Source organism: Fulvivirga kasyanovii (assembly GCF_009711405.1).
GTDB classification, from domain to species: Bacteria; Bacteroidota; Bacteroidia; order Cytophagales; family Cyclobacteriaceae; genus Fulvivirga; species Fulvivirga kasyanovii.
The window spans coordinates 1-17,181 of sequence record NZ_SMLW01000537.1 but is presented as its reverse complement, the minus strand read 5'-3'; the positions used below and the strand labels follow the sequence as shown (position 1 = coordinate 17,181).

At 42.0% G+C, this 17,181-nt stretch carries 19 protein-coding genes and 1 tRNA gene; 10 read left to right on the top strand and 10 right to left on the bottom strand.

Annotated elements, in window-relative coordinates; genetic code table 11:
* The 3 genes from der to era form a co-directional block, all read right to left on the bottom strand.
* The coding region (gene der / locus E1163_RS12505) for a ribosome biogenesis GTPase Der (protein WP_155172152.1) at positions 1–1,073 on the bottom strand (1,073 nt) is incomplete at its 3' end.
* Positions 1,074–1,195: 122 nt separating this feature from the next.
* Positions 1,196–3,844 carry a vWA domain-containing protein gene (locus tag E1163_RS12500; protein ID WP_155172150.1) on the bottom strand — a complete coding sequence of 883 codons (2,649 nt, stop codon included), beginning with the start codon at positions 3,842–3,844 and terminating at the stop codon, positions 1,196–1,198.
* 29 nt (positions 3,845–3,873) lie between these two features.
* A complete protein-coding gene (gene era / locus E1163_RS12495) occupies positions 3,874–4,758 on the bottom strand; it encodes a GTPase Era (RefSeq protein ID WP_155172148.1) in 885 nt (294 codons plus the stop codon).
* Between the two features lie 152 nt (positions 4,759–4,910).
* Here era and E1163_RS12490 point away from each other — a divergent pair.
* Positions 4,911–4,983: transfer RNA gene (locus E1163_RS12490), tRNA-Met, on the top strand.
* On the opposite strand, the gene E1163_RS31695 is transcribed toward E1163_RS12490, so the two are convergent.
* From E1163_RS31695 to E1163_RS12475, 3 genes are all read right to left on the bottom strand, one after another.
* A complete protein-coding gene (locus E1163_RS31695) occupies positions 4,943–6,565 on the bottom strand; it encodes a recombinase family protein (RefSeq protein ID WP_425482706.1) in 1,623 nt (540 codons plus the stop codon). The genes E1163_RS12490 and E1163_RS31695 overlap by 41 nt on opposite strands.
* 140 nt (positions 6,566–6,705) lie before the next feature.
* Positions 6,706–6,876: a hypothetical protein gene (locus tag E1163_RS12480; RefSeq protein ID WP_155172146.1), complete on the bottom strand. Its 171-nt coding sequence runs from the start codon at positions 6,874–6,876 to the stop codon at positions 6,706–6,708.
* A complete protein-coding gene (locus tag E1163_RS12475) occupies positions 6,877–7,635 on the bottom strand; it encodes a MerR family transcriptional regulator (protein WP_155172144.1) in 759 nt (252 codons plus the stop codon).
* Positions 7,636–7,819: 184 nt separating this feature from the next.
* Between E1163_RS12475 and E1163_RS12470 the strand changes: the two genes are divergently transcribed.
* Positions 7,820–8,236 (top strand): recombinase family protein, encoded by a 417-nt coding sequence (locus E1163_RS12470; RefSeq protein ID WP_155172142.1) that lies wholly within the window; start codon positions 7,820–7,822, stop codon positions 8,234–8,236.
* A gap of 50 nt (positions 8,237–8,286) precedes the next feature.
* On the opposite strand, the gene E1163_RS12465 is transcribed toward E1163_RS12470, so the two are convergent.
* Positions 8,287–9,150, bottom strand: a complete 864-nt coding sequence (locus E1163_RS12465) for a hypothetical protein (RefSeq protein ID WP_155172141.1) — start codon at positions 9,148–9,150, stop codon at positions 8,287–8,289.
* A 499-nt stretch (positions 9,151–9,649) separates the two neighbouring features.
* On the opposite strand from E1163_RS12465, the gene E1163_RS12460 reads away from it, so the two are divergent.
* The 8 genes from E1163_RS12460 to E1163_RS12425 are packed head-to-tail and all read left to right on the top strand — an operon-like array spanning position 9,650 to position 14,141.
* Positions 9,650–9,823: a hypothetical protein gene (locus E1163_RS12460; protein WP_155172139.1), complete on the top strand. Its 174-nt coding sequence runs from the start codon at positions 9,650–9,652 to the stop codon at positions 9,821–9,823.
* Position 9,824: 1 nt separating this feature from the next.
* On the top strand, positions 9,825–10,163 hold the full coding sequence (locus E1163_RS12455) for a hypothetical protein (RefSeq protein WP_155172137.1): 339 nt from the start codon (positions 9,825–9,827) through the stop codon (positions 10,161–10,163).
* Positions 10,160–10,402 (top strand): hypothetical protein, encoded by a 243-nt coding sequence (locus E1163_RS12450; protein ID WP_155172135.1) that lies wholly within the window; start codon positions 10,160–10,162, stop codon positions 10,400–10,402. Before E1163_RS12455 ends, E1163_RS12450 begins: the two co-directional genes overlap by 4 nt.
* Positions 10,399–11,874: a helix-turn-helix domain-containing protein gene (locus E1163_RS12445; protein WP_155172133.1), complete on the top strand. Its 1,476-nt coding sequence runs from the start codon at positions 10,399–10,401 to the stop codon at positions 11,872–11,874. Before E1163_RS12450 ends, E1163_RS12445 begins: the two co-directional genes overlap by 4 nt.
* Positions 11,875–11,894: 20 nt before the next feature.
* Complete coding sequence (locus E1163_RS12440) at positions 11,895–12,359, top strand: hypothetical protein (RefSeq protein WP_155172132.1); 465 nt, start codon at positions 11,895–11,897, stop codon at positions 12,357–12,359.
* Entirely contained in the window at positions 12,356–12,649 is a 294-nt protein-coding gene (locus E1163_RS12435) for a hypothetical protein (RefSeq protein WP_185156069.1), read from the top strand. The genes E1163_RS12440 and E1163_RS12435 overlap by 4 nt, the downstream gene beginning before the upstream one ends.
* Positions 12,646–13,812, top strand: coding sequence for a glycosyltransferase family 4 protein (locus tag E1163_RS12430; RefSeq protein ID WP_155172130.1), 1,167 nt, complete (start codon positions 12,646–12,648; stop codon positions 13,810–13,812). The genes E1163_RS12435 and E1163_RS12430 overlap by 4 nt, the downstream gene beginning before the upstream one ends.
* Positions 13,813–13,823: 11 nt before the next feature.
* Positions 13,824–14,141, top strand: coding sequence for a hypothetical protein (locus E1163_RS12425; protein ID WP_155172128.1), 318 nt, complete (start codon positions 13,824–13,826; stop codon positions 14,139–14,141).
* 227 nt (positions 14,142–14,368) lie between these two features.
* Here the strand turns inward: E1163_RS12425 and E1163_RS12420 are convergent, their stop codons facing one another.
* The 3 genes from E1163_RS12420 to E1163_RS12410 all read right to left on the bottom strand — a co-directional run.
* On the bottom strand, positions 14,369–15,313 hold the full coding sequence (locus tag E1163_RS12420; RefSeq protein WP_155172126.1) for a hypothetical protein: 945 nt from the start codon (positions 15,311–15,313) through the stop codon (positions 14,369–14,371).
* 3 nt (positions 15,314–15,316) lie between these two features.
* On the bottom strand, positions 15,317–15,640 hold the full coding sequence (locus tag E1163_RS12415; RefSeq protein WP_155172124.1) for a hypothetical protein: 324 nt from the start codon (positions 15,638–15,640) through the stop codon (positions 15,317–15,319).
* 269 nt (positions 15,641–15,909) lie between these two features.
* Positions 15,910–17,181, bottom strand: a 1,272-nt coding sequence (locus E1163_RS12410; protein WP_221417992.1) for a hypothetical protein, incomplete at its 5' end; no start/stop codon positions are given.

Below are 17,181 nucleotides of genomic sequence, written 5' to 3'. Positions count from 1 at the left end.
AGTTTTGACGTTGGGATTTTCGAGTTCCTGTTGTCATAGATCTCTATAGCCTTCTCTATAGCCTGAAATATCCTTTGCTTCTTGACCACCGAAGTGAAAATGATCGGAATATAATCGAGCTGTCCGAGTTTTTGTAAGATGGCTTTCTTATACTTTTCTGCCGTGTTGTTTTCTTTTTCTATCAGGTCCCACTTGTTCACCATGATCATGATGCCCTTTCTGTACTTCAGTGCCAGGTTGATAATGCTCATGTCCTGGGCTTCAAGACCTCTTTCTGCGTCTATAATGAAAATACACACATCGCTGTCTTGCAGAGCCTGAATAGACCGTAGTACGGAGTAAAACTCTATGTCTTCCTTTACCTTAGACTTCTTTCTGATACCCGCCGTGTCGGTAAGTATGAAATCCTTGCCATAAAGTTTATAATGCGTGTTGATCGAATCGCGTGTAGTTCCTGCTTCATCGGTAACGATGGTCCGCTCTTTACCCAGCAGGGCATTGAGGAATGACGATTTGCCCACATTAGGCCTGCCAAGGATGGCAATACGCGGAATACCTTCTTCAGGGTTCTCCTCACCTTCATCAAAATTTTTGACCACCATATCCAGCAACTCGCCCGTGCCGGAGCCGCTGGCAGAAGAAACAGGATAGACCTCGCCCATGCCTAAAGCATAAAATTCGCTGGCCATGTGGATACGCTCTGTAGTATCCGCTTTGTTGGCCACAAGGTAGACAGGCTTATTTGACGTTCTCAATACCTTGGCAAAGTCTTTATCCAGGTCAGTAAGGCCTGCAAAGCTGTCCACCATAAAAAGAACGACCGTGGCCTCATCCAGGGCCAGCTCTACCTGGTGCCGGATCTCCGACTCGAATTTATCTTCAGAGCCGGTTACATAACCACCGGTATCAATAACAGTAAAATGCTTGCCCGTCCACTCGGCATACCCGTAGTGGCGGTCCCGGGTTACCCCACTTTCATCATCCATAATTGCTTTCCGCTTCTCTATGAGGCGGTTAAAAAGCGTTGACTTACCTACATTGGGGCGTCCTACTATAGCTACTATATTTGCCATATCCTTTTATATTGGGAGTAATTAACAGGCGTTACAAAAAAAATGTAACTGCGAAACTAACAACTCCAAACCCTAATCTCTAATTAATTATCTACTTGTTTATTACTTTACTTGTTTCACACCTACTTTTTCAACCGCCTGGCTTTCGCCTCTTTAACCAGTACCAGGTCGGTGTTTTCAGTGGTAACATGCGAAAATTTTCCATTGCCCGCCTCAGCCATCTTTGCTATTTTTTCAGGCATTAAATTTTTATTCCCATAATAGAATACTGACATCACAATATCATTTTCAGCCTTTTCGCTGATCAGGTTATACACGGATTCAGGAATATTGAACTGGCCGTCTGTCGCCAGTATGATCCTGTTGTTACCACCTTCAATACGGTACTTGTCAGCCATTTTATAAGCCAGTTCCACACCATCCTTGATATGGGTTGTTCCTGCCGAACTCAGTTTGTCAAGCTCCTTCATAACCTTTCTGTTTTTACATGAAACACCTTTCAGCACAGCCCTGGCATTTTCAGAATAAATGACTATCGACATCTTATCCTCTTCGCGCATAATGCTCAGCAGCCGTTTGAGAGATTTTTTAAGCAGGGGCAGCTTATTTTCATTGCTCATGGAAGACGAAACATCCAGCAGCAAAACCATGTGGTTGACCGCATAGCCCTCCATTGAAACATATAACTCATCAACCTGTTCAACCTCAGGCTCATCCCCCTGGTTGCCCATGCCTGCCGGAGGGACGAATGTATAGAAAGTCATTTTCTTCTGTTGTTTCAGCAAGGATACCGGCTCAAAATCTACATAAGGATTAAAAAACTCCGATTTGGGTATTTCAGCATCAGGTATTTCTACCAGATTATCGAAATAGTACTCAATCAGGTGATTGTACTTATAGACAAACTCCTGGTAAGTATAGGAGGGAGAAGTACCTCTTCGGCTGTCGTTGTATGGGTTGGCGGCAAAGCCGGTTTGAGCTAATTTGCCCAGCTCCCTTGCCCCGTCGATGATTTCGTTATAATACCTTTCAATATTACCTGATGATGTTCCGTATCTCGCGGCATTGATGCCATCCAGGTTGTCGTGCTTGTTAAGGTAAGCCAGTGCCGCTTTGTGATTGAGGCTGTCTGTCGCAGGCAGCACACCAGAGCTGTCCCTGATGTAACTGTACATACCTGTTATGGTAGCTCTGCATTCGTCCATAATGGCCATCATGTCCGTGCCGGTCTTCACCCACGGGTCAGCCATGTTCCTGGGGTAGCTGTCATAAATGATTTTTATATTGCTGTAAAGCGCATCTGTTTTAAGGTTGAACTGATCGATCAGGTGTGAGATCCTCCTCAGCCGGCTATAAATAAATTCATAGACCGGTTTAACATCGCTCTTGTCATAAGTGATCAGCTCCAACTGCTTTAAAGACTGTTGCAGTTCATCAAAGATCTGCCAGACCTGTTTTGCCTGCCGATTGAGAGTAGTGCGGTAGTGTTCTGGGATGTACTTACTGTGGTACAATGCGCTTTCATAATAAGACAGTGGAATGTCCGGGTAGCTGTAACTAAACCTGGACGGGTTTCGCTGTGCATGAAAGGCACTATTGAGGGCATGGTTATAATTGATGCAGACATGGGGTATATTTTTACTTACCCTGACAGCGTGGTTGACGAACTCAATGTAGCGGTTAAGTGCAAATGCCGTTTGGGGAGATATCTCTTTCTCTGCAGGTAGCGGAGTGATGTCACTTATAGCAAGTGTATCGTATCCTACAGGCTCAACTTTGGGCTCAACCGGTTCATCAGGCAATACAAAGGTAGGGCAGTAGGCGGTGAGGGCTATGCCCCTGAAATCGTCATTACTGGTGCAGAACCTGTTGAAAAAGGAGAGTCCGCTATTCAGGTCGTTGATAAAAGCCTTGTATCCGGAGTTGGCATGGTTGTCCGTGAGTTGGTTTTCGTAAATGTTCCTGTCAAGCCAGTAGCTTTTGGAGCTTTGACCTCCGTAGTACATCTGGTGCACGAAATTTTTATAATACAAGCTCACTTTCGGAATCTCTGACCAGCGAAACATGGAGTCGATGAGGTTGAGGTTCCGGACCACCGCAGCATTAGGAATACCATTGACCGGAATTTTTGGTGTCAGGTTATAGGCCCAGGAATCCAGCATTTCCGCTTCCAGTTGCATAGCATCTCTCATGCGCTGCTCTGCAACATGGTGGATGTTGCCCGGGTTGTAAGGCTGGTATTTTCTGTAAATATCTTCAATGGTTGCATCTAGCTTGCGCTTCGTGGTTCTGAAATTGTCGTATTCCTTTTGAATTTCCCTCAGTTTGCCTTCTGCCCAGGCCATGTCTGTGTCAGTGGTGTAATGCTCAAGGTTGACATAGGTTTCTATTTCCCGACATTTTTCAACGATGGTGCCATAAACCTTGAGCATGGCATCATATGGACGGCCCAGTGCAGCCCTGTCTCCGGCAGTGAGCTGTCCGGCTTTTACTTTTTGATTTTGTATGTAGTAGTCATCAATAAAGCCGATACAGGCGGACTTGTGATTTCTGAAATTATAATCATGACCGCGCTCCTGGTAGAAGGTAGCAGCCTGCCGGAAGCTTTCCAGGCAGTCCATGGTTTCGGTGAGCTGCTCAACGCATTTGTTGGTTACTTCAGTGTATGCATCGAGCGCACTTGCAGTCTGGTGGGAAATGGACTGGGCCGATAGCTGTACCCAGAGTGAAGACATGAAAAAAAATAGAGAGAAGTAAAATACTTTCATCATTGAGGGGCAAGTCTGTTTATAATTTGCAATTATCTTTTATATCCAAACCTTTTCAGGCTCAATTCCTGCTTTCTCCAGTTTTCAGCAACTTTTACGAACGTTTCCAGGTGGACTTGTTTATTGAAGAATTTTTCCAGGTCTGCCCGGGACTGGATCCCGACCTTTTTCAGGGCTTCACCTCCTTTACCGATGATAATACCTTTCTGGCTTTTGCGCTCTACGTATATTTCAGCCCTTATTCGTATGATGGTTTCATCTTCTTTAAACTCCGTTACCACCACTTCGGTACTATAAGGTACTTCCTTTTTATAATTTATAAATATCTTCTCACGGATTATTTCTTCTACAAAGAATTTCTCAGGCTTATCCGTAAGCTCATCTTTAGGGAAGTAGGCAGGGTGCTCCGGCATGAGTTCGATGATGGCATCAAAAAGTTCATTGATACCCAGGCCCTCCAGGGCAGAGACCATCAGGTACTTGTCGGCTTTGACCAGCTCTTTCCAGTAAGTAAGCTTGTCTTCGGCCTGTGTGCCTTTGGCCTGGTCAATTTTGTTAAGGATAAAAATGATGGGAGCGTCTATCCTTTCCAGATGTTCGGCCAGTGTTTCGTCGAACTTTTCATAGATGTCGGTCATGAACAAAACCACATCAGCATCTTCGAGTGAGGAGCTGACAAATTTCATCATGGAACTGTGCAGTTCATACTCCGGTTTTAAGATTCCGGGGGTGTCGGAATAAACAATTTGAAAATTTTCTCCACTTAAAATTCCCATTATTCTGTGGCGCGTTGTCTGGGCTTTGGAGGTGATGATGGAGAGCCTTTCCCCCACTAATTGGTTCATAAGGGTAGATTTGCCTACGTTGGGCTTACCAATAATACTTACGAATCCGGCCTTGTGAGGAGTGGTTGACATGAGGGTTTTAAATTTATTTTTGCAAAGGTACTTGATTTTTAAATATCTTCCATCTACTTTTGTAGTCCAATTCAGCAAGGGGGATAAAGAAAAGCACAAAAGAGTGCTACTACCCTTGAAAAAATAGCGATAAAAAGACGTTAAAGATATATCGCGGGATGGAGCAGTTGGTAGCTCGTCGGGCTCATAACCCGAAGGTCGCAGGTTCGAGTCCTGCTCCCGCTACTGATAGGGGGAAATTGTCAAACTTGATGATTCCCCCTTTTTTATTTCCCTTGTAACTGTCTGAAAAATAAGGTATTGCACTAAAAACAAGGTTCACAACAGAGGTTCGAGAAACGTTATTTTTAAAGTCATACAGTATCCCCTCTGGAAATAACATACTTTGAATGGCCTGCTTGGCTGCAAAAGTGCCCTTAATCCACAATTCAGCAAGATTTTTTGATAATTGAACTCCTTTTTTTATCGCTTCTTTAAGGTTCGAGAAATCTTTGTCGCAGTATTTAAGGTTTGCAAGAATTTGCTCCCTTTCCCGAACAAAATTGGCTACATGTTCATCACGTTGTTCACGGGTAATTTCCTCCAACACATAGCGGTCATCAAGGCGTTTGATCTTCCTGCCGATTTCGTCTACTCGTTCTCTTTGAACCTTTGTCTCAGTGGTCTCAATTGAAATCACGTCATTAATATTACTGTATAATACTTCTTCATATTCAGAAGCAACTGCCGGAAGTATTTGATACCTGCGCAGCAGTTCGGCAAAGCTTTCGTGCATTTTTTTTGCACTAACATTTTCCTTGCTGCCCTTCCGGTTGTTTTTGTAATAGTAGATCCCTTTGGCTTTGACACAGTAGCCTGAATATGATGTGCCGCACTCGTAGCTTTTGATGAACTTGTTTAGCGGGAGGTTTTCGTCCCCTTTGTAACCCTGGTAGGTTTCCGTTCGCTCCCGGAGTCTTTTGTTGACTAGCAGGAAGTCTTTTTTAGATACTACTGGTTCATGATTCCCGGCAATGATCTGGTCACCGGTTAGTTTATTGATAATCAACCCGCAGTAGAATGGATTACGCCACATCTTGCTGATCTGTTTATCACTGATTCTGACGCCAAGGGCATCCAGTTTTCTTATGATGTCGCAATCCCTTTCACCAGCAACTTTCCATCGCCATGCTTTTTTGAAAAGTTTGCCTTCACGATTAAGGACTATTCTTTGTTCGCCGCTAATCCGGTTCAGGTCTTTTACCCTTGGGCCGTAATGGTCATACCCTTTAGGTACAGACCCTAACCAGTTCCCGTTTTCAATGAATTTTTTAAGCCCCGGCAAAGTAATCTCCAAGCGCTCAAGATTTTCCTCTCTGGCCTTCAGCAAACGGTCGTAAATTTCAAGTTTGCCCCTTTCGGTTAAAGTGTTTTTGCCGCTTGATATCTCAATCAAATGAACCCCTAAACCTTCAATAAGGTCTGTCGCCAGACCAATTGCGTGCCCTCCAGTTCGTGAGAACCTGCTCATTTTATAGATAAGGATCGCAAAAGGTTTCTTTTTTGCCCTTCTGATACTATCAATCAGGTTCTTGAACTCCTTCCTGGTAAAATCCCCCCTGGCACTCTCATAGGTTTCACCAAAAACCTTGACAAGGTTATATTGATTGGTTAGACAATACGTCTTTCCCTCGTCATGCTGATTCAAAAGACTTTTGTTCGCGAATTGATCTTTGGAAGATACCCTGGTATAAAGCCATACTTCGTTGTTCCTCTTTACTTCTGATTCATCAATTTTAATAAACTGTTTAAAATCATCCAGATTCATAAAATAATGTCTTTTAACTGTTAAATAAATGTCTTAGTGTTATTTCGGCAAGTCTTTCCATTTGCCGGATCATTTCTTCCAATTGCTCGTCACTGTAATCCTTAAGTTCCGGCTTCTGCCTTAACCGTTCAACTGTTACATTATGCTTCGGTTTTCTTATGCGCTCGTTCATATCGCAGGTCATAAAACATCCCTGCGCGGCTTGCATTAAGGATATTGCCTGCTATCAGGTAAGGATTGTTTCCTTTACCCCTGGATAAGCTCCGGGTCGTCCGGTAGCATACCAATCCGTTTGTCACTTCTGTTTTCATTTAGCCTTGTAATTTTCTTTTCACAACACGTTCTATACTTACCACCTTTCCATTCTGTTGCTTCACTTCTATGTTCTGATACTGCTGTTCTCGCAGCAAGTCAATGATCCGCTTTTCAATATCAATTTGTTCCCTGCCTTCGATCATCTCCATCTCACCATTTCTCAAACGGATGTGGATTGAAGAGAAAGTATTTTTGCGAATAATATCTAACAGTTCTTTTTCTTTACCGGAGAGCTTTTGAAGCCCCTCAAAGAATGGAGATAAATGAAGCTCTTCAAAGTTTTCACTCACACCTTTGTTGAGACTGATCACCAAATGATTGCCAATTCTGTTTTCCTGTAGCTTTTCAAGGTATTGGGTTCCTGTAAGAACCTCCGTATCTCCGGTAGAATCAACGACAATGAATGTAGGCTTAGCCATTGAAATGACCTGAATAATATGACGCTCCAGTCTCGTCTCCCCGAATCTACCGGGAAGTTTAGAGAAAAGATGCTGCTTTACTTTTCTGATTATGTTAGTACCAGCCCCAAATTCCTTAAGGTCACCAATAGTACTGATCCAGAGTATGTCAACAACACTGAACTTTCTCCAGGTCGTTTTGATTTCCCGTTCATCATCAATCAATTCCTCTTCATCCCAATTGTTGATTACCCGGGAGGTAAGACCGGTATCCTTTTTTGTCAGCTCTTTCCTGTTGAGCGCATTGAGGAGCAATACGTACGTTTGCTCATCAAATTTTATTTCTTCTTCTATCATACAGTCCTTTCACGTATGCTTGAGTTAAAAGGTTACATTAATGTAACCTTTTTATTCAAGACTTTCTATTTTATATAATTAGTTAATACCTATATAATAAACCACCAAATTTATAGTTACATCATATAGATTTGCAGCATAATGATATAATTACAAAAAGTGAGTAAGTATAAATAGATTATTTATGAGAGTGACGAGAAAAAAAGCTTTATTATACCTGAGATCATCTTTAACGGGAGATGCAGGAAGAAATCAGATAAAGAAACAGGAGGCCGTGCTCAGGGCGTGGTGCAATGACAGGCAGATTGAAATAGAGCATGTATATTCTGATTTTGATGCCCAAACCTTACAAAATAGATTAGGTTATGAAAATATGGCTTACTATGCCCGATTACACCGGGAATCCTTGGACTATGTTCTGACAACCACCTGGGACAGGGTTGCCAGGACTTCTTTCCGGCTTCAAAGCGAAATCCAGATGTTTGAGTGTATTGGCATCAGGCTGCAAGCCATTCTCCAGCCGCTCGATCTTTCCAATCCGGATCAAAAGGCTATTCTTTCCTTCCTGTATCCTGGAATTAACGAAGTAAGCCTGTGCTAATCGGCATATTCGGTTTTCATCGCGAATGAACGGGTACCCCGTTCATTCGTTTATATTGTTCGGTGTTTTTTGTTGATAATTACGTCATATAAATAAGTAACAGCTTCGCGAATCACCTCTTCGGTGTTCTGGTCAACTTCATAAAACCCTTTTCGTATCTGCTTATGACTAACTTCTCCTGACTTTTCTGTTTGAAAGATGTCAGACAGAAATTGGGAAAGTTCGGTCTTGTTCACATTTTCCCCGGCTATTTTCTTAAACAAAGGATAGAAAAGATACCCTATAGCCTCTGAAGGGAGCTTCAGTGTCAGCTTTGTCTTTTTGACCTGCTCTACAGCTACTGGAGAAGGTAAGATAGAGCTTGACCTTTTGCCCGCTGCATACATAGCTGCTACCAAGGGATAATCCAAGTCCAGCTTTTCTATATCTATTCCCTCCATGTGAGCATACACCCTGAACAGGCGTAGGGTATTCACTACCACCTTTTTGTGGTGAGCAAACATCAGGTGTAGTTTGTGATGCTGAAAATCTCTCCATGAGCCATATTTATGACTGCAAAATGAATCCAACTGACACTGGGTGCATCCGCACACCGGTGGCTGAGAGCTATATTTAAAACGCCCATCAAGAACGGCTTTGATATACGGCAACTTGTCCTGCGCATACTTTAGTAAATAATACGCATTGATAATATACATCCTTCTCCGCGAGCTGCTATGATTTAACGGAAAATCCAGCAGCAATTGCCTGAAACGTTTAAACCGTTCCATAAGTACTTCAATATATTCCATTGATGAATTGAACCCATTGTATAGGGTTATGTAATCTTCATCAGTTAAGCCATTTATTGTATCCAGTTCAAAGGTTGTAATAAATTCAACAAAGGAATTTGGCTCATAGGAAACACTGTTCATAAAAAGCTTTTGTTAACACATAAAAATTGAGGGTCTGGCTTTATAATGGTGACATACCCCGTTAAAGGAAAACAAGATTCTTTAAAAAGTTATATTTTCAAGCTTAAAAACCGCCTAAAATCGGCCCATTCGCAATCTGTACCCCCAGTGTACCCCCTAAAAAAACTTTTTTTCAAACGATTGCAGTGAAGACTAACGCAAATAAAGTCTCATGAGATATATTTTTCATCATATTTTTTTAAAAATTTATCATTTCGGAGTCAATTTCATACATCAATTGTGTCATAATTATTTCTCTCTCTAAAAATTGTACTTAAGAGGGACTGCACTTTTTTTAACTTCAACTAACACTTTACGGGTAAACGCAATTATTATCTGTATATCAGTGATTTAAATTTTTCAAATACTGGGGGTACACTGGGGGTAAACCAGAAATTTGTACCTGTTTTCGAATGATAAAATTCTTTTGGTTTACAGCCGGAATCAAATTTTTGAAAACATGAAAGTTGAGCTGATCGAAGAAGACCCTTGCAGAAAACTCCTGATGGCCGAGATCAATAACCTGTTGAGAAAACATCCTGACTACTCAGTGGTCAGGAAACTGCCGGTAATCCCATCGGCTTGTCGAAGTTCTGTAAGTCAGACCCTATCGCAAAGCCTTAATCACAAATAATATGATGAGCCTGCAAGAAAACAAATCGAAGTCCTGGTACAAGGTGCTGGATCTTGATGGAAATTCTATTGATACACGAAATGAGCTATGGGAGCTTCCTACCAGAGAAGGAAAAACTGAATGGATGCATTTTGGAGGCCAAATAGGCACCTGGCTGACAAGCAACCCCAAAGATTTTTGCACAAGCGATAACCGTGTGTTTGTTGCGGAGTTTAAAAACACTCCAATTGTAGAACGACCAGGAATTATATGGGTGAGCCATGTGCGCCTGGTAAGAGAAGCCACTAACCTGGAGCTGAAGCAATTTGAGATTTACCGGGCCTTTCAACAGGTAGTATGATGAACAACGTGGAAAAAGTAGACTGGCAGTACCAGCGGCCATGCACCTGGACTGCTACATTCCCGGATAGCAAAGAGGATTACAGCAGGATAAACAATATCCGCCTGGAGCTGATCGCCGGTGAGCTTTTCAGGGTTACAGGAAATGGCTTTGTACAGTTTGAATGCCAAGGTTTGGAAAATGCCAAGACCAAGGCTGGTATGATCATAGGGTTTATATCAAAGGGAAAGGCCCTATGAAAATCATTAACTATTCCCATTCCTATAAAGCCCTGGACAGGTATATAGAGGAATACAATATGCCCAGGACGGCAATCGCTGATAAACTCCGTGGCGGTGTGGTGCTGACGGCCAAAGAGATTATCCGCATATATGGTATTTCTCTTTTAAAATCGAATGCCATAGCTCCCGGAGAAGAGCTACCCTCCCTGCGAACCAACAGCCAGCAATTGGCAGGATTTATTAAGTCCTCCGACCGCACCATTCGAAGACATATCAACAGGCTTTCAGAAGCAGGTATTATTACTGAAAAGGTATGGCATGGTTCCAACGCAGATTATGAGTTGTGGATAAATACAAAAGTGCTGTACATAAATACCTATGAAGCGGTGGATAAGTCGAAAAATGACCGTGAGGGTGAAAAAGAGGAAACCCCTCCAAAAACAGCAGGAGCACATTTTGAAAATTCCGAACGGACAAAATGTCCGCATACATATGCTGGTAACACAAAGAATAATATAGTAAATGCTGTTGACAACATTTTAAAAGATCAGCCGGAAGGGCTGAACATTCCTCCTGGCAACGAAAAAAATAGGCGTGAGCTATCGCTCACAGGTGTTGATATCACTGGCAACGACAGGTCAGAACAGCAAACCGCTCCGCATGAAAATGCGGACGAGGGCCCACAGTTAACTGGCAACGTAGTTTCAGGATACACAGGAGAAAAAGTTATAGAAAAAAACCAAGCCACAAGCAAAGAAAAACAGTCCGAAGCTGCTGAACAAACTGGCAACGAAAGGCTTTCCCAGATAAAATCTCCGGAATTTCACCAAGAAAAACAACAAAAAGCTGGCAACGACACCCCGGATGAGCCGGAACCGGTACGGGATACTTTGCCGCCACAAACGAAAGATACAGGAGAAAAAGTGCCGTTGCGGGCAGAAAGTGATCAACAGGATCATGCTGCCCGCAGCACTTTTCTCAAGATGTACAGCACCCAACTCTGGAACCTTGCGCTGAACGTCCTCTACAAAGACAGGCATCTGACCGAAAGCCAGATCCAGGCCGGTGAGCACCTGGTCAAAAAGCTTTATGAACCGGTGAATACCAATAGCCTTGCCCGCATTCACCAGAAGTATGTGGAGCGGATCTACATGGCTGGCAAGTTCGTGCAAAAAGAACCTGCTAAACGATATGTACAGCTACCCGACCGCTACTTCTCCATAGACAACCCCAGCGGCTTTATCGGCACAAAAAAATGGTATGAGAAGCAAAAGCAGCGGGAAAAGGAAATACATGGCAGAACGGTGCTCCGTGCCCAGATCAGGCGTCTGATGAACGCCAGAAAAAAAGGCAGAGACAAAGAACAGCTTTCCCTACAACTCTTTAGGGAGTGTGAAACAAGGGTATCAAAGCTTAACGATCCGGGACTACTGGATCAGTTCTATGCAGCAGTTCTTGACCCGCAGACCCTACAATGGATGAGTAATTAATCTTTTAATCAAATAAATCTATGAACAACAGAAAACCCTCCATTAAGGAGCGACTGAAAGGTTATATGGAAGAAGTTTCCATAGACCTGTTTGGCATCGAGGCCAAAGCTACTGACAACGTCAGGCGATACTTTACAGAAGTATCGCAGAAAACAGGTACTGCAATTGATGAACTCTTTGTGATTATCAAAAAGCCTGACCAGGTGAAAGCATGGCTGATAGAGAAAAGGAAAATTCACCCCCTCCCGCTTGGAGAATTGGTAAAATTTTTTGCTGGAGACTTATACAACCCTGAACTGGAGAGAAAAGTAGCCGATGGTGTGTCGGGCTACCTCGATCATTTCTGTGAAGTCGAAAACCTACAGGCTGACCTGCTGAAAATTATCATTGTGTTGGAAGGTGGCCAGCCGGTTATCCATGCCTCTAATACGAACTATCCGGTTCGAAAAATTCAGATCAAAGAACTTATTAAATACTTCAAATGAGCGAAACAGAGAAACTACCCAAAGGCGGCTGGAAGCTGATCAGGGACTCTTTCAGCAAAATGATCGTGTGGTTCAAAGATGGCAATATCCGCACATTACATTCTATTGACTGGCGTAGCCGCTATTCAAAATCAAGAAACAGGGAAACTGGTCTGGCCCGGTTGAGGAAAAAGATTGCGGACTACGGAGCCAACGCAGAAAATGCTGAGATCTATGATAAATCCACCCGTCAGCTTATCGAGAAGTATCACAAAGGAGTAAAACAGGAACCAAAAAATGACGATCAATGAAAGATGTAAAAGCCCTTTATAAAAGATTGAAAGAACACCAGGTGTTTGAAGCTAAATATCCGGAATACGCTATGGATGACAATAAACTCCATGTACTTTATGTCGCACCCTGGCTCAATGGCAGTGGATACTATCGGATGATCCTGCCCGCTCTTACGCTGAATACTTCCAAAACGCATGTCGCTATTATAACCGATATACAGAAGTGGGATTTTACCAGGCAATTTGATGAGGCTAATCATGATATAAATGCATTGCTGATAGACTGGGCGGATTATGTAGTGCTTCCGGCTATGCTTACCGATGCGACTTATATTATAAGGAACATGTCAATGTTTAAAAGGGATTTGAAATTTGTGATGGATATGGACATTAGCTATCATGCCATGCCCCAATATCATCCTGATTATCGGAAGATAACAGATAAGCAAAGGGAGCAGTTACTTCTTAATCTGGCGGGGATGGATGTGGTTACAGCAGCTTCAGAGGCATTGAAGGTACAGTACCAGCACTTGGTAAAGTCATTAGAATCGGAATCCATACCCCGGTTTGAATATGTTCCGAATTTTTTCTCAAGCTATACCTATCAGGAAATCCCGTTACATCAAAAACCTACCAGTAATATTACCAGGATTGGACTTGTCGGTAATGGCAGTATGCATGCGGATTTTGTTTTAATACTGGGTGTGTTGAAGAACATACAAAAAATTTATGGCGGTAAAGTGGAGTTAATTTTCTTTGGATGGAATGGCAAAGACCCAATGGGAAATTATCTTTTGGAAGAATTAACCTGTACAATTGAAAAATCGGTTTGCTTTACAGATTATTTTACCCGGCTCCATGAACTTGCATTGGATATAGCGCTCCTACCCTTGCGTGATACCAGTTATAACAGCACCAAATCTCCGGTTAAGTACCAGGAGATGGCAGCAGCCCAGGTGCCGGTTATTGCATCAAATGTTGCGCCTTTTAAGGACATCATTAAAGATGGGGACAATGGTTTTCTGGCAGACACCGGCAAGGAATGGCATGAAAAAATAGTATCCCTTATCGAAGATCCAAAGCTCCGGGAACAGGTAGTAGAAAATGCAGACAGGTATATTTGGGACTTCCATGCTCCTTCAGGTGAGTTTAAAACCGCAATCAAAAGAGTGTTCATCTAAAACTAAATGCAATGAATGTAGATCAGGTAATGAATGCTCCCGAACTGAAAGCCTGTTTTATGTGGTATCTGAAAATGGGGCTTCTCTTGGGTGAGGCCATCAAAACCGGTGCGCATACCTACGGATATACCGATGAGCTGATTGTGGTCAACTATGACAAGGCTTTTGAGCGGCTAATGAAAACCATGCGCTGCTATTTAAATAGTGACAGTGATATTGCTAACTTTACGGATGCAGTCTATACAGTTATCCATAGCCTGATGAGCCATGAGCAGATCATGCTTTCCACCCCCGAACTATTGCTGTTGGAGGACTACCAAAGCAACTAATTTACTTTTCGTTTTAATGCTTTAAAGAGCTTGAAACGAATTTTCTTACTAAATTCAAATTTTGAAGCACGAGTATTAAATTGCCACTGGCACCAGCATTATCTACTCCGCCCATTTATCTTATAGTGAACCCTCTACCTTTTTTTTGATAATAAAGGGCCAGCGACTATTCACAATATCTCATCAAAACGAAAGACGGCTTTCCTTTTGCCAGGCTCGTCCTTCAATTAAAAGGGGAACCCTGCTGTTAAGACCAGGGAGGTTCTTTCCCATCTTCCTTTTTCTGAGTTTCGATTATTTGACCAGTCTGATGTCTGTAATTGAATGCCAACTATAGCTTCCAGTGGTGCTCCATTTTTCATTACAAAGAACCCAAATGAGGGGTTAAGAACTGGCTTGAGACCTTCATCAGTGGCATATGTCAGGTGAATATTGGCAAATAACCTATTACCAGGTAAATGCTTACCGAAGTCAAAGTTGAATCTGGAAAAGAATAGATTTTTTGCAATCGCATTTGATTCATAAGCATCACTAGTGCTGGAGATTGTTCTGGTAATTGCTCCATTGCTGTAACTTCGAGAGGAAGTTATAACTTCTACGGGATCAATGATATCGGTATTATCTTTATTACCAAGCGAAACTGACAGACCTGCGCTAAAGGGACCTAAAACGTTGAGGATGGTTTTAGTGCTTTCGACATTTAGGAAATTCCAGCCATAGTTAATTCTAAAACCCCTATTTGCCTGCTCGGAAATTTGATTATCAAATGTTTTGGTTGAATCTATGACCTCAAACCTGGAGTATAAAAGTTCCCCTCCAAGGAATTGATAAACCAAATTACCAATTCGTGGGTCGTCTCTGGTTCCATACTTACTCATATCATAAATAACTGTAGCGCCTGATTTACCGCTTAAAAGAAATTTACCGCCTTCGAAAAGCTTGGCAAGGCCGTCTTTTGCATTGGCTGTCGAGTGTATGGCCCATTTTATTTTGTCTGTATTATCTGGTGAGACAGAAAAACCAATTGAGGTTGTTGCTGCATTAATTGCTACTGTACTTGCCTTCATTAGCTGCAATGAAGTTTCACCATCACCGTCTTGAATTATGCTAAATTGCGCATTCATCGAGTTTGAATATAACGCAAACACAATTATTAATATAAGCTTTTTCATATTCTATGGAAGGTTTTTAGTTGGTTTAGTCCTGACGGATATATTTCTTCTTGTGTCTCCTGTAGTACCAGACCACTTTAAAAAGTTCACTTCAGAATCACCTATTATTTTAAGTTCCGCCTCCCATTCAGTTCCACTCACACCATAAACGTGCAGTGTATACTCAAAGGGATCTTCTACCAAAAGTTCAAATGATTCATTCTTCCATTCTTTGCCTTTTGAATCTGCTTTTAGCAAAATCGAAACATCTTCTTGTTCCGGGTAAAAAAATACGTTTGCCAAGCTTCCTTTTGAAGTGAGCTTGAAATTGAATTTTACTGTTTTCATGGTACTTATTCGTTTAATTTTTTATGTCGTAAGGGTAGGATTGGAAGCGTATCACCTTCCAGAGGAGAACTCCTGAAAGTTAAATAGGAAAAAGCCTGAGAATGACTAGGATTACCCTGTTTCTGGTGTTGCTGCTATTTTATTGTTATTTATCAGCCTAACTTGATGAAAGGTTACACCAAAACAAGGCTATCATACCAAACCATAACACGTTCAACTCCAGGAGGCAGAAGCACCTCGATTCGCCTATTATAGTTTGCCAGACGCCTTTATTTTATCAAGTCAGTCGGTATTTTGGTTCGAATAATCAGTCTGCTTCTTTCTTTTGAAACACTAAGGAACTCGTCAGAATAATTATTCGTGATTATTTTATCTTCCCCTGTGAAAGATTTAATCGATAACGTAAATTCGGAGATATCCGTGGGTAATTCGATTATTTCATCCTGTCCCCAAAACAACTGACCTGAGATCGGCTCCAAACCGGCGGTTGTCGAAATAAAGCGATAAATAGGCCCTTCAATTCCACAATGCTTATAACCGTCGCTGTACCTCACATCGGGAAACCTTACTTGCCTGATTCTATCAAGTCTTGCCCTCCCAATTATTCCATGCTCATTTGAGCCATTCCAGATAATTTCCTGACACCTTCCCGCTTCTCCTCTACCAGTACTCACAATCCTAAAATTTTGATGCGAGGAGACCCCTCCACGTAGGTCCCATTTGTAACCATTTGCAAGGTTTGCTATTTTCTCTACACTTGTGTTAGTCCCACTGAATCTACCCATATCTGCTGTGTAGATAATTCTTTCTTCATTTTCAAAAGATCTAATGCCTGTAAGAGCAAATGTCGCGGCTTGTTTGGGCAAACTACTAATAAGAATGGTGCGACTTACATTTCTGTACTTTGGCCAAAAAATTGCTGTATTTCCGTCTCTGGTTATATGATTTACTTTTAATTCAAATACTTGGTGTTTCGATTGATCAATGGGCAACGCCGAGATAGGTAGCCAAAAACTTACCTCTTGTGGGCCAACTATGTTCACTTTGCGAACAGTATTATCTGGAAGAGTAACCCCTATCTGAGCTTTCTCTAAATTGACACCCCGAAACGTAATTAGAACGCTATCTGCGATCAATGGTGATAATACACTTGGAAAATATCTTAAAATAAAAGAGCGCTTTCCAGAACCTGGAATGCTTTCAGTGATTTGATTGGTATTTTCGACTATTTGCCTAGATGTTTCCAGGTTATTGGTGACCAATTCATTTGCTTGATTTATGAGAACGGACATGTTGGTAAATAAATTTCGTGATTTTTTGTCTAGTTGATCAAAAGCGGTTTCCAATAAGTCCAAATTAGCTTCTTTCCATGCATCAATAGCCCCAAGGGCTTGGATTGCTGCTTTGGCCAATGAATAGTCTGCACGGTCGAGCGATTTATTTATTACGTCTTGCAACCCATTTTTAATTTGCTCAATTGCAACTCCAGTTGCGTCTCCCATACCAACTTGTAAACTAAAGGAGAATCTCTCCGATTTGAG

What these genes read in the sequence shown, in the direction of transcription:
- E1163_RS12450 (WP_155172135.1), top strand. Translation starts at nt 10,160, where the DNA reads ATGATGAACAACGTGGAAAAAGTAGACTGGCAGTACCAGCGGCCATGC.
- E1163_RS12500 (WP_155172150.1), bottom strand. Translation starts at nt 3,844, where the DNA reads ATGATGAAAGTATTTTACTTCTCTCTATTTTTTTTCATGTCTTCACTC.
- E1163_RS12460 (WP_155172139.1), top strand. Translation starts at nt 9,650, where the DNA reads ATGAAAGTTGAGCTGATCGAAGAAGACCCTTGCAGAAAACTCCTGATG.
- E1163_RS12440 (WP_155172132.1), top strand. Translation starts at nt 11,895, where the DNA reads ATGAACAACAGAAAACCCTCCATTAAGGAGCGACTGAAAGGTTATATG.
- E1163_RS31695 (WP_425482706.1), bottom strand. Translation starts at nt 6,565, where the DNA reads ATGAATCTGGATGATTTTAAACAGTTTATTAAAATTGATGAATCAGAA.
- E1163_RS12430 (WP_155172130.1), top strand. Translation starts at nt 12,646, where the DNA reads ATGAAAGATGTAAAAGCCCTTTATAAAAGATTGAAAGAACACCAGGTG.
- E1163_RS12480 (WP_155172146.1), bottom strand. Translation starts at nt 6,876, where the DNA reads ATGAAAACAGAAGTGACAAACGGATTGGTATGCTACCGGACGACCCGG.
- E1163_RS12420 (WP_155172126.1), bottom strand. Translation starts at nt 15,313, where the DNA reads ATGAAAAAGCTTATATTAATAATTGTGTTTGCGTTATATTCAAACTCG.
- E1163_RS12425 (WP_155172128.1), top strand. Translation starts at nt 13,824, where the DNA reads ATGAATGTAGATCAGGTAATGAATGCTCCCGAACTGAAAGCCTGTTTT.
- E1163_RS12475 (WP_155172144.1), bottom strand. Translation starts at nt 7,635, where the DNA reads ATGATAGAAGAAGAAATAAAATTTGATGAGCAAACGTACGTATTGCTC.
- era (WP_155172148.1), bottom strand. Translation starts at nt 4,758, where the DNA reads ATGTCAACCACTCCTCACAAGGCCGGATTCGTAAGTATTATTGGTAAG.
- E1163_RS12470 (WP_155172142.1), top strand. Translation starts at nt 7,820, where the DNA reads ATGAGAGTGACGAGAAAAAAAGCTTTATTATACCTGAGATCATCTTTA.
- E1163_RS12465 (WP_155172141.1), bottom strand. Translation starts at nt 9,150, where the DNA reads ATGAACAGTGTTTCCTATGAGCCAAATTCCTTTGTTGAATTTATTACA.
- E1163_RS12445 (WP_155172133.1), top strand. Translation starts at nt 10,399, where the DNA reads ATGAAAATCATTAACTATTCCCATTCCTATAAAGCCCTGGACAGGTAT.
- E1163_RS12435 (WP_185156069.1), top strand. Translation starts at nt 12,356, where the DNA reads ATGAGCGAAACAGAGAAACTACCCAAAGGCGGCTGGAAGCTGATCAGG.
- E1163_RS12415 (WP_155172124.1), bottom strand. Translation starts at nt 15,640, where the DNA reads ATGAAAACAGTAAAATTCAATTTCAAGCTCACTTCAAAAGGAAGCTTG.
- E1163_RS12455 (WP_155172137.1), top strand. Translation starts at nt 9,825, where the DNA reads ATGATGAGCCTGCAAGAAAACAAATCGAAGTCCTGGTACAAGGTGCTG.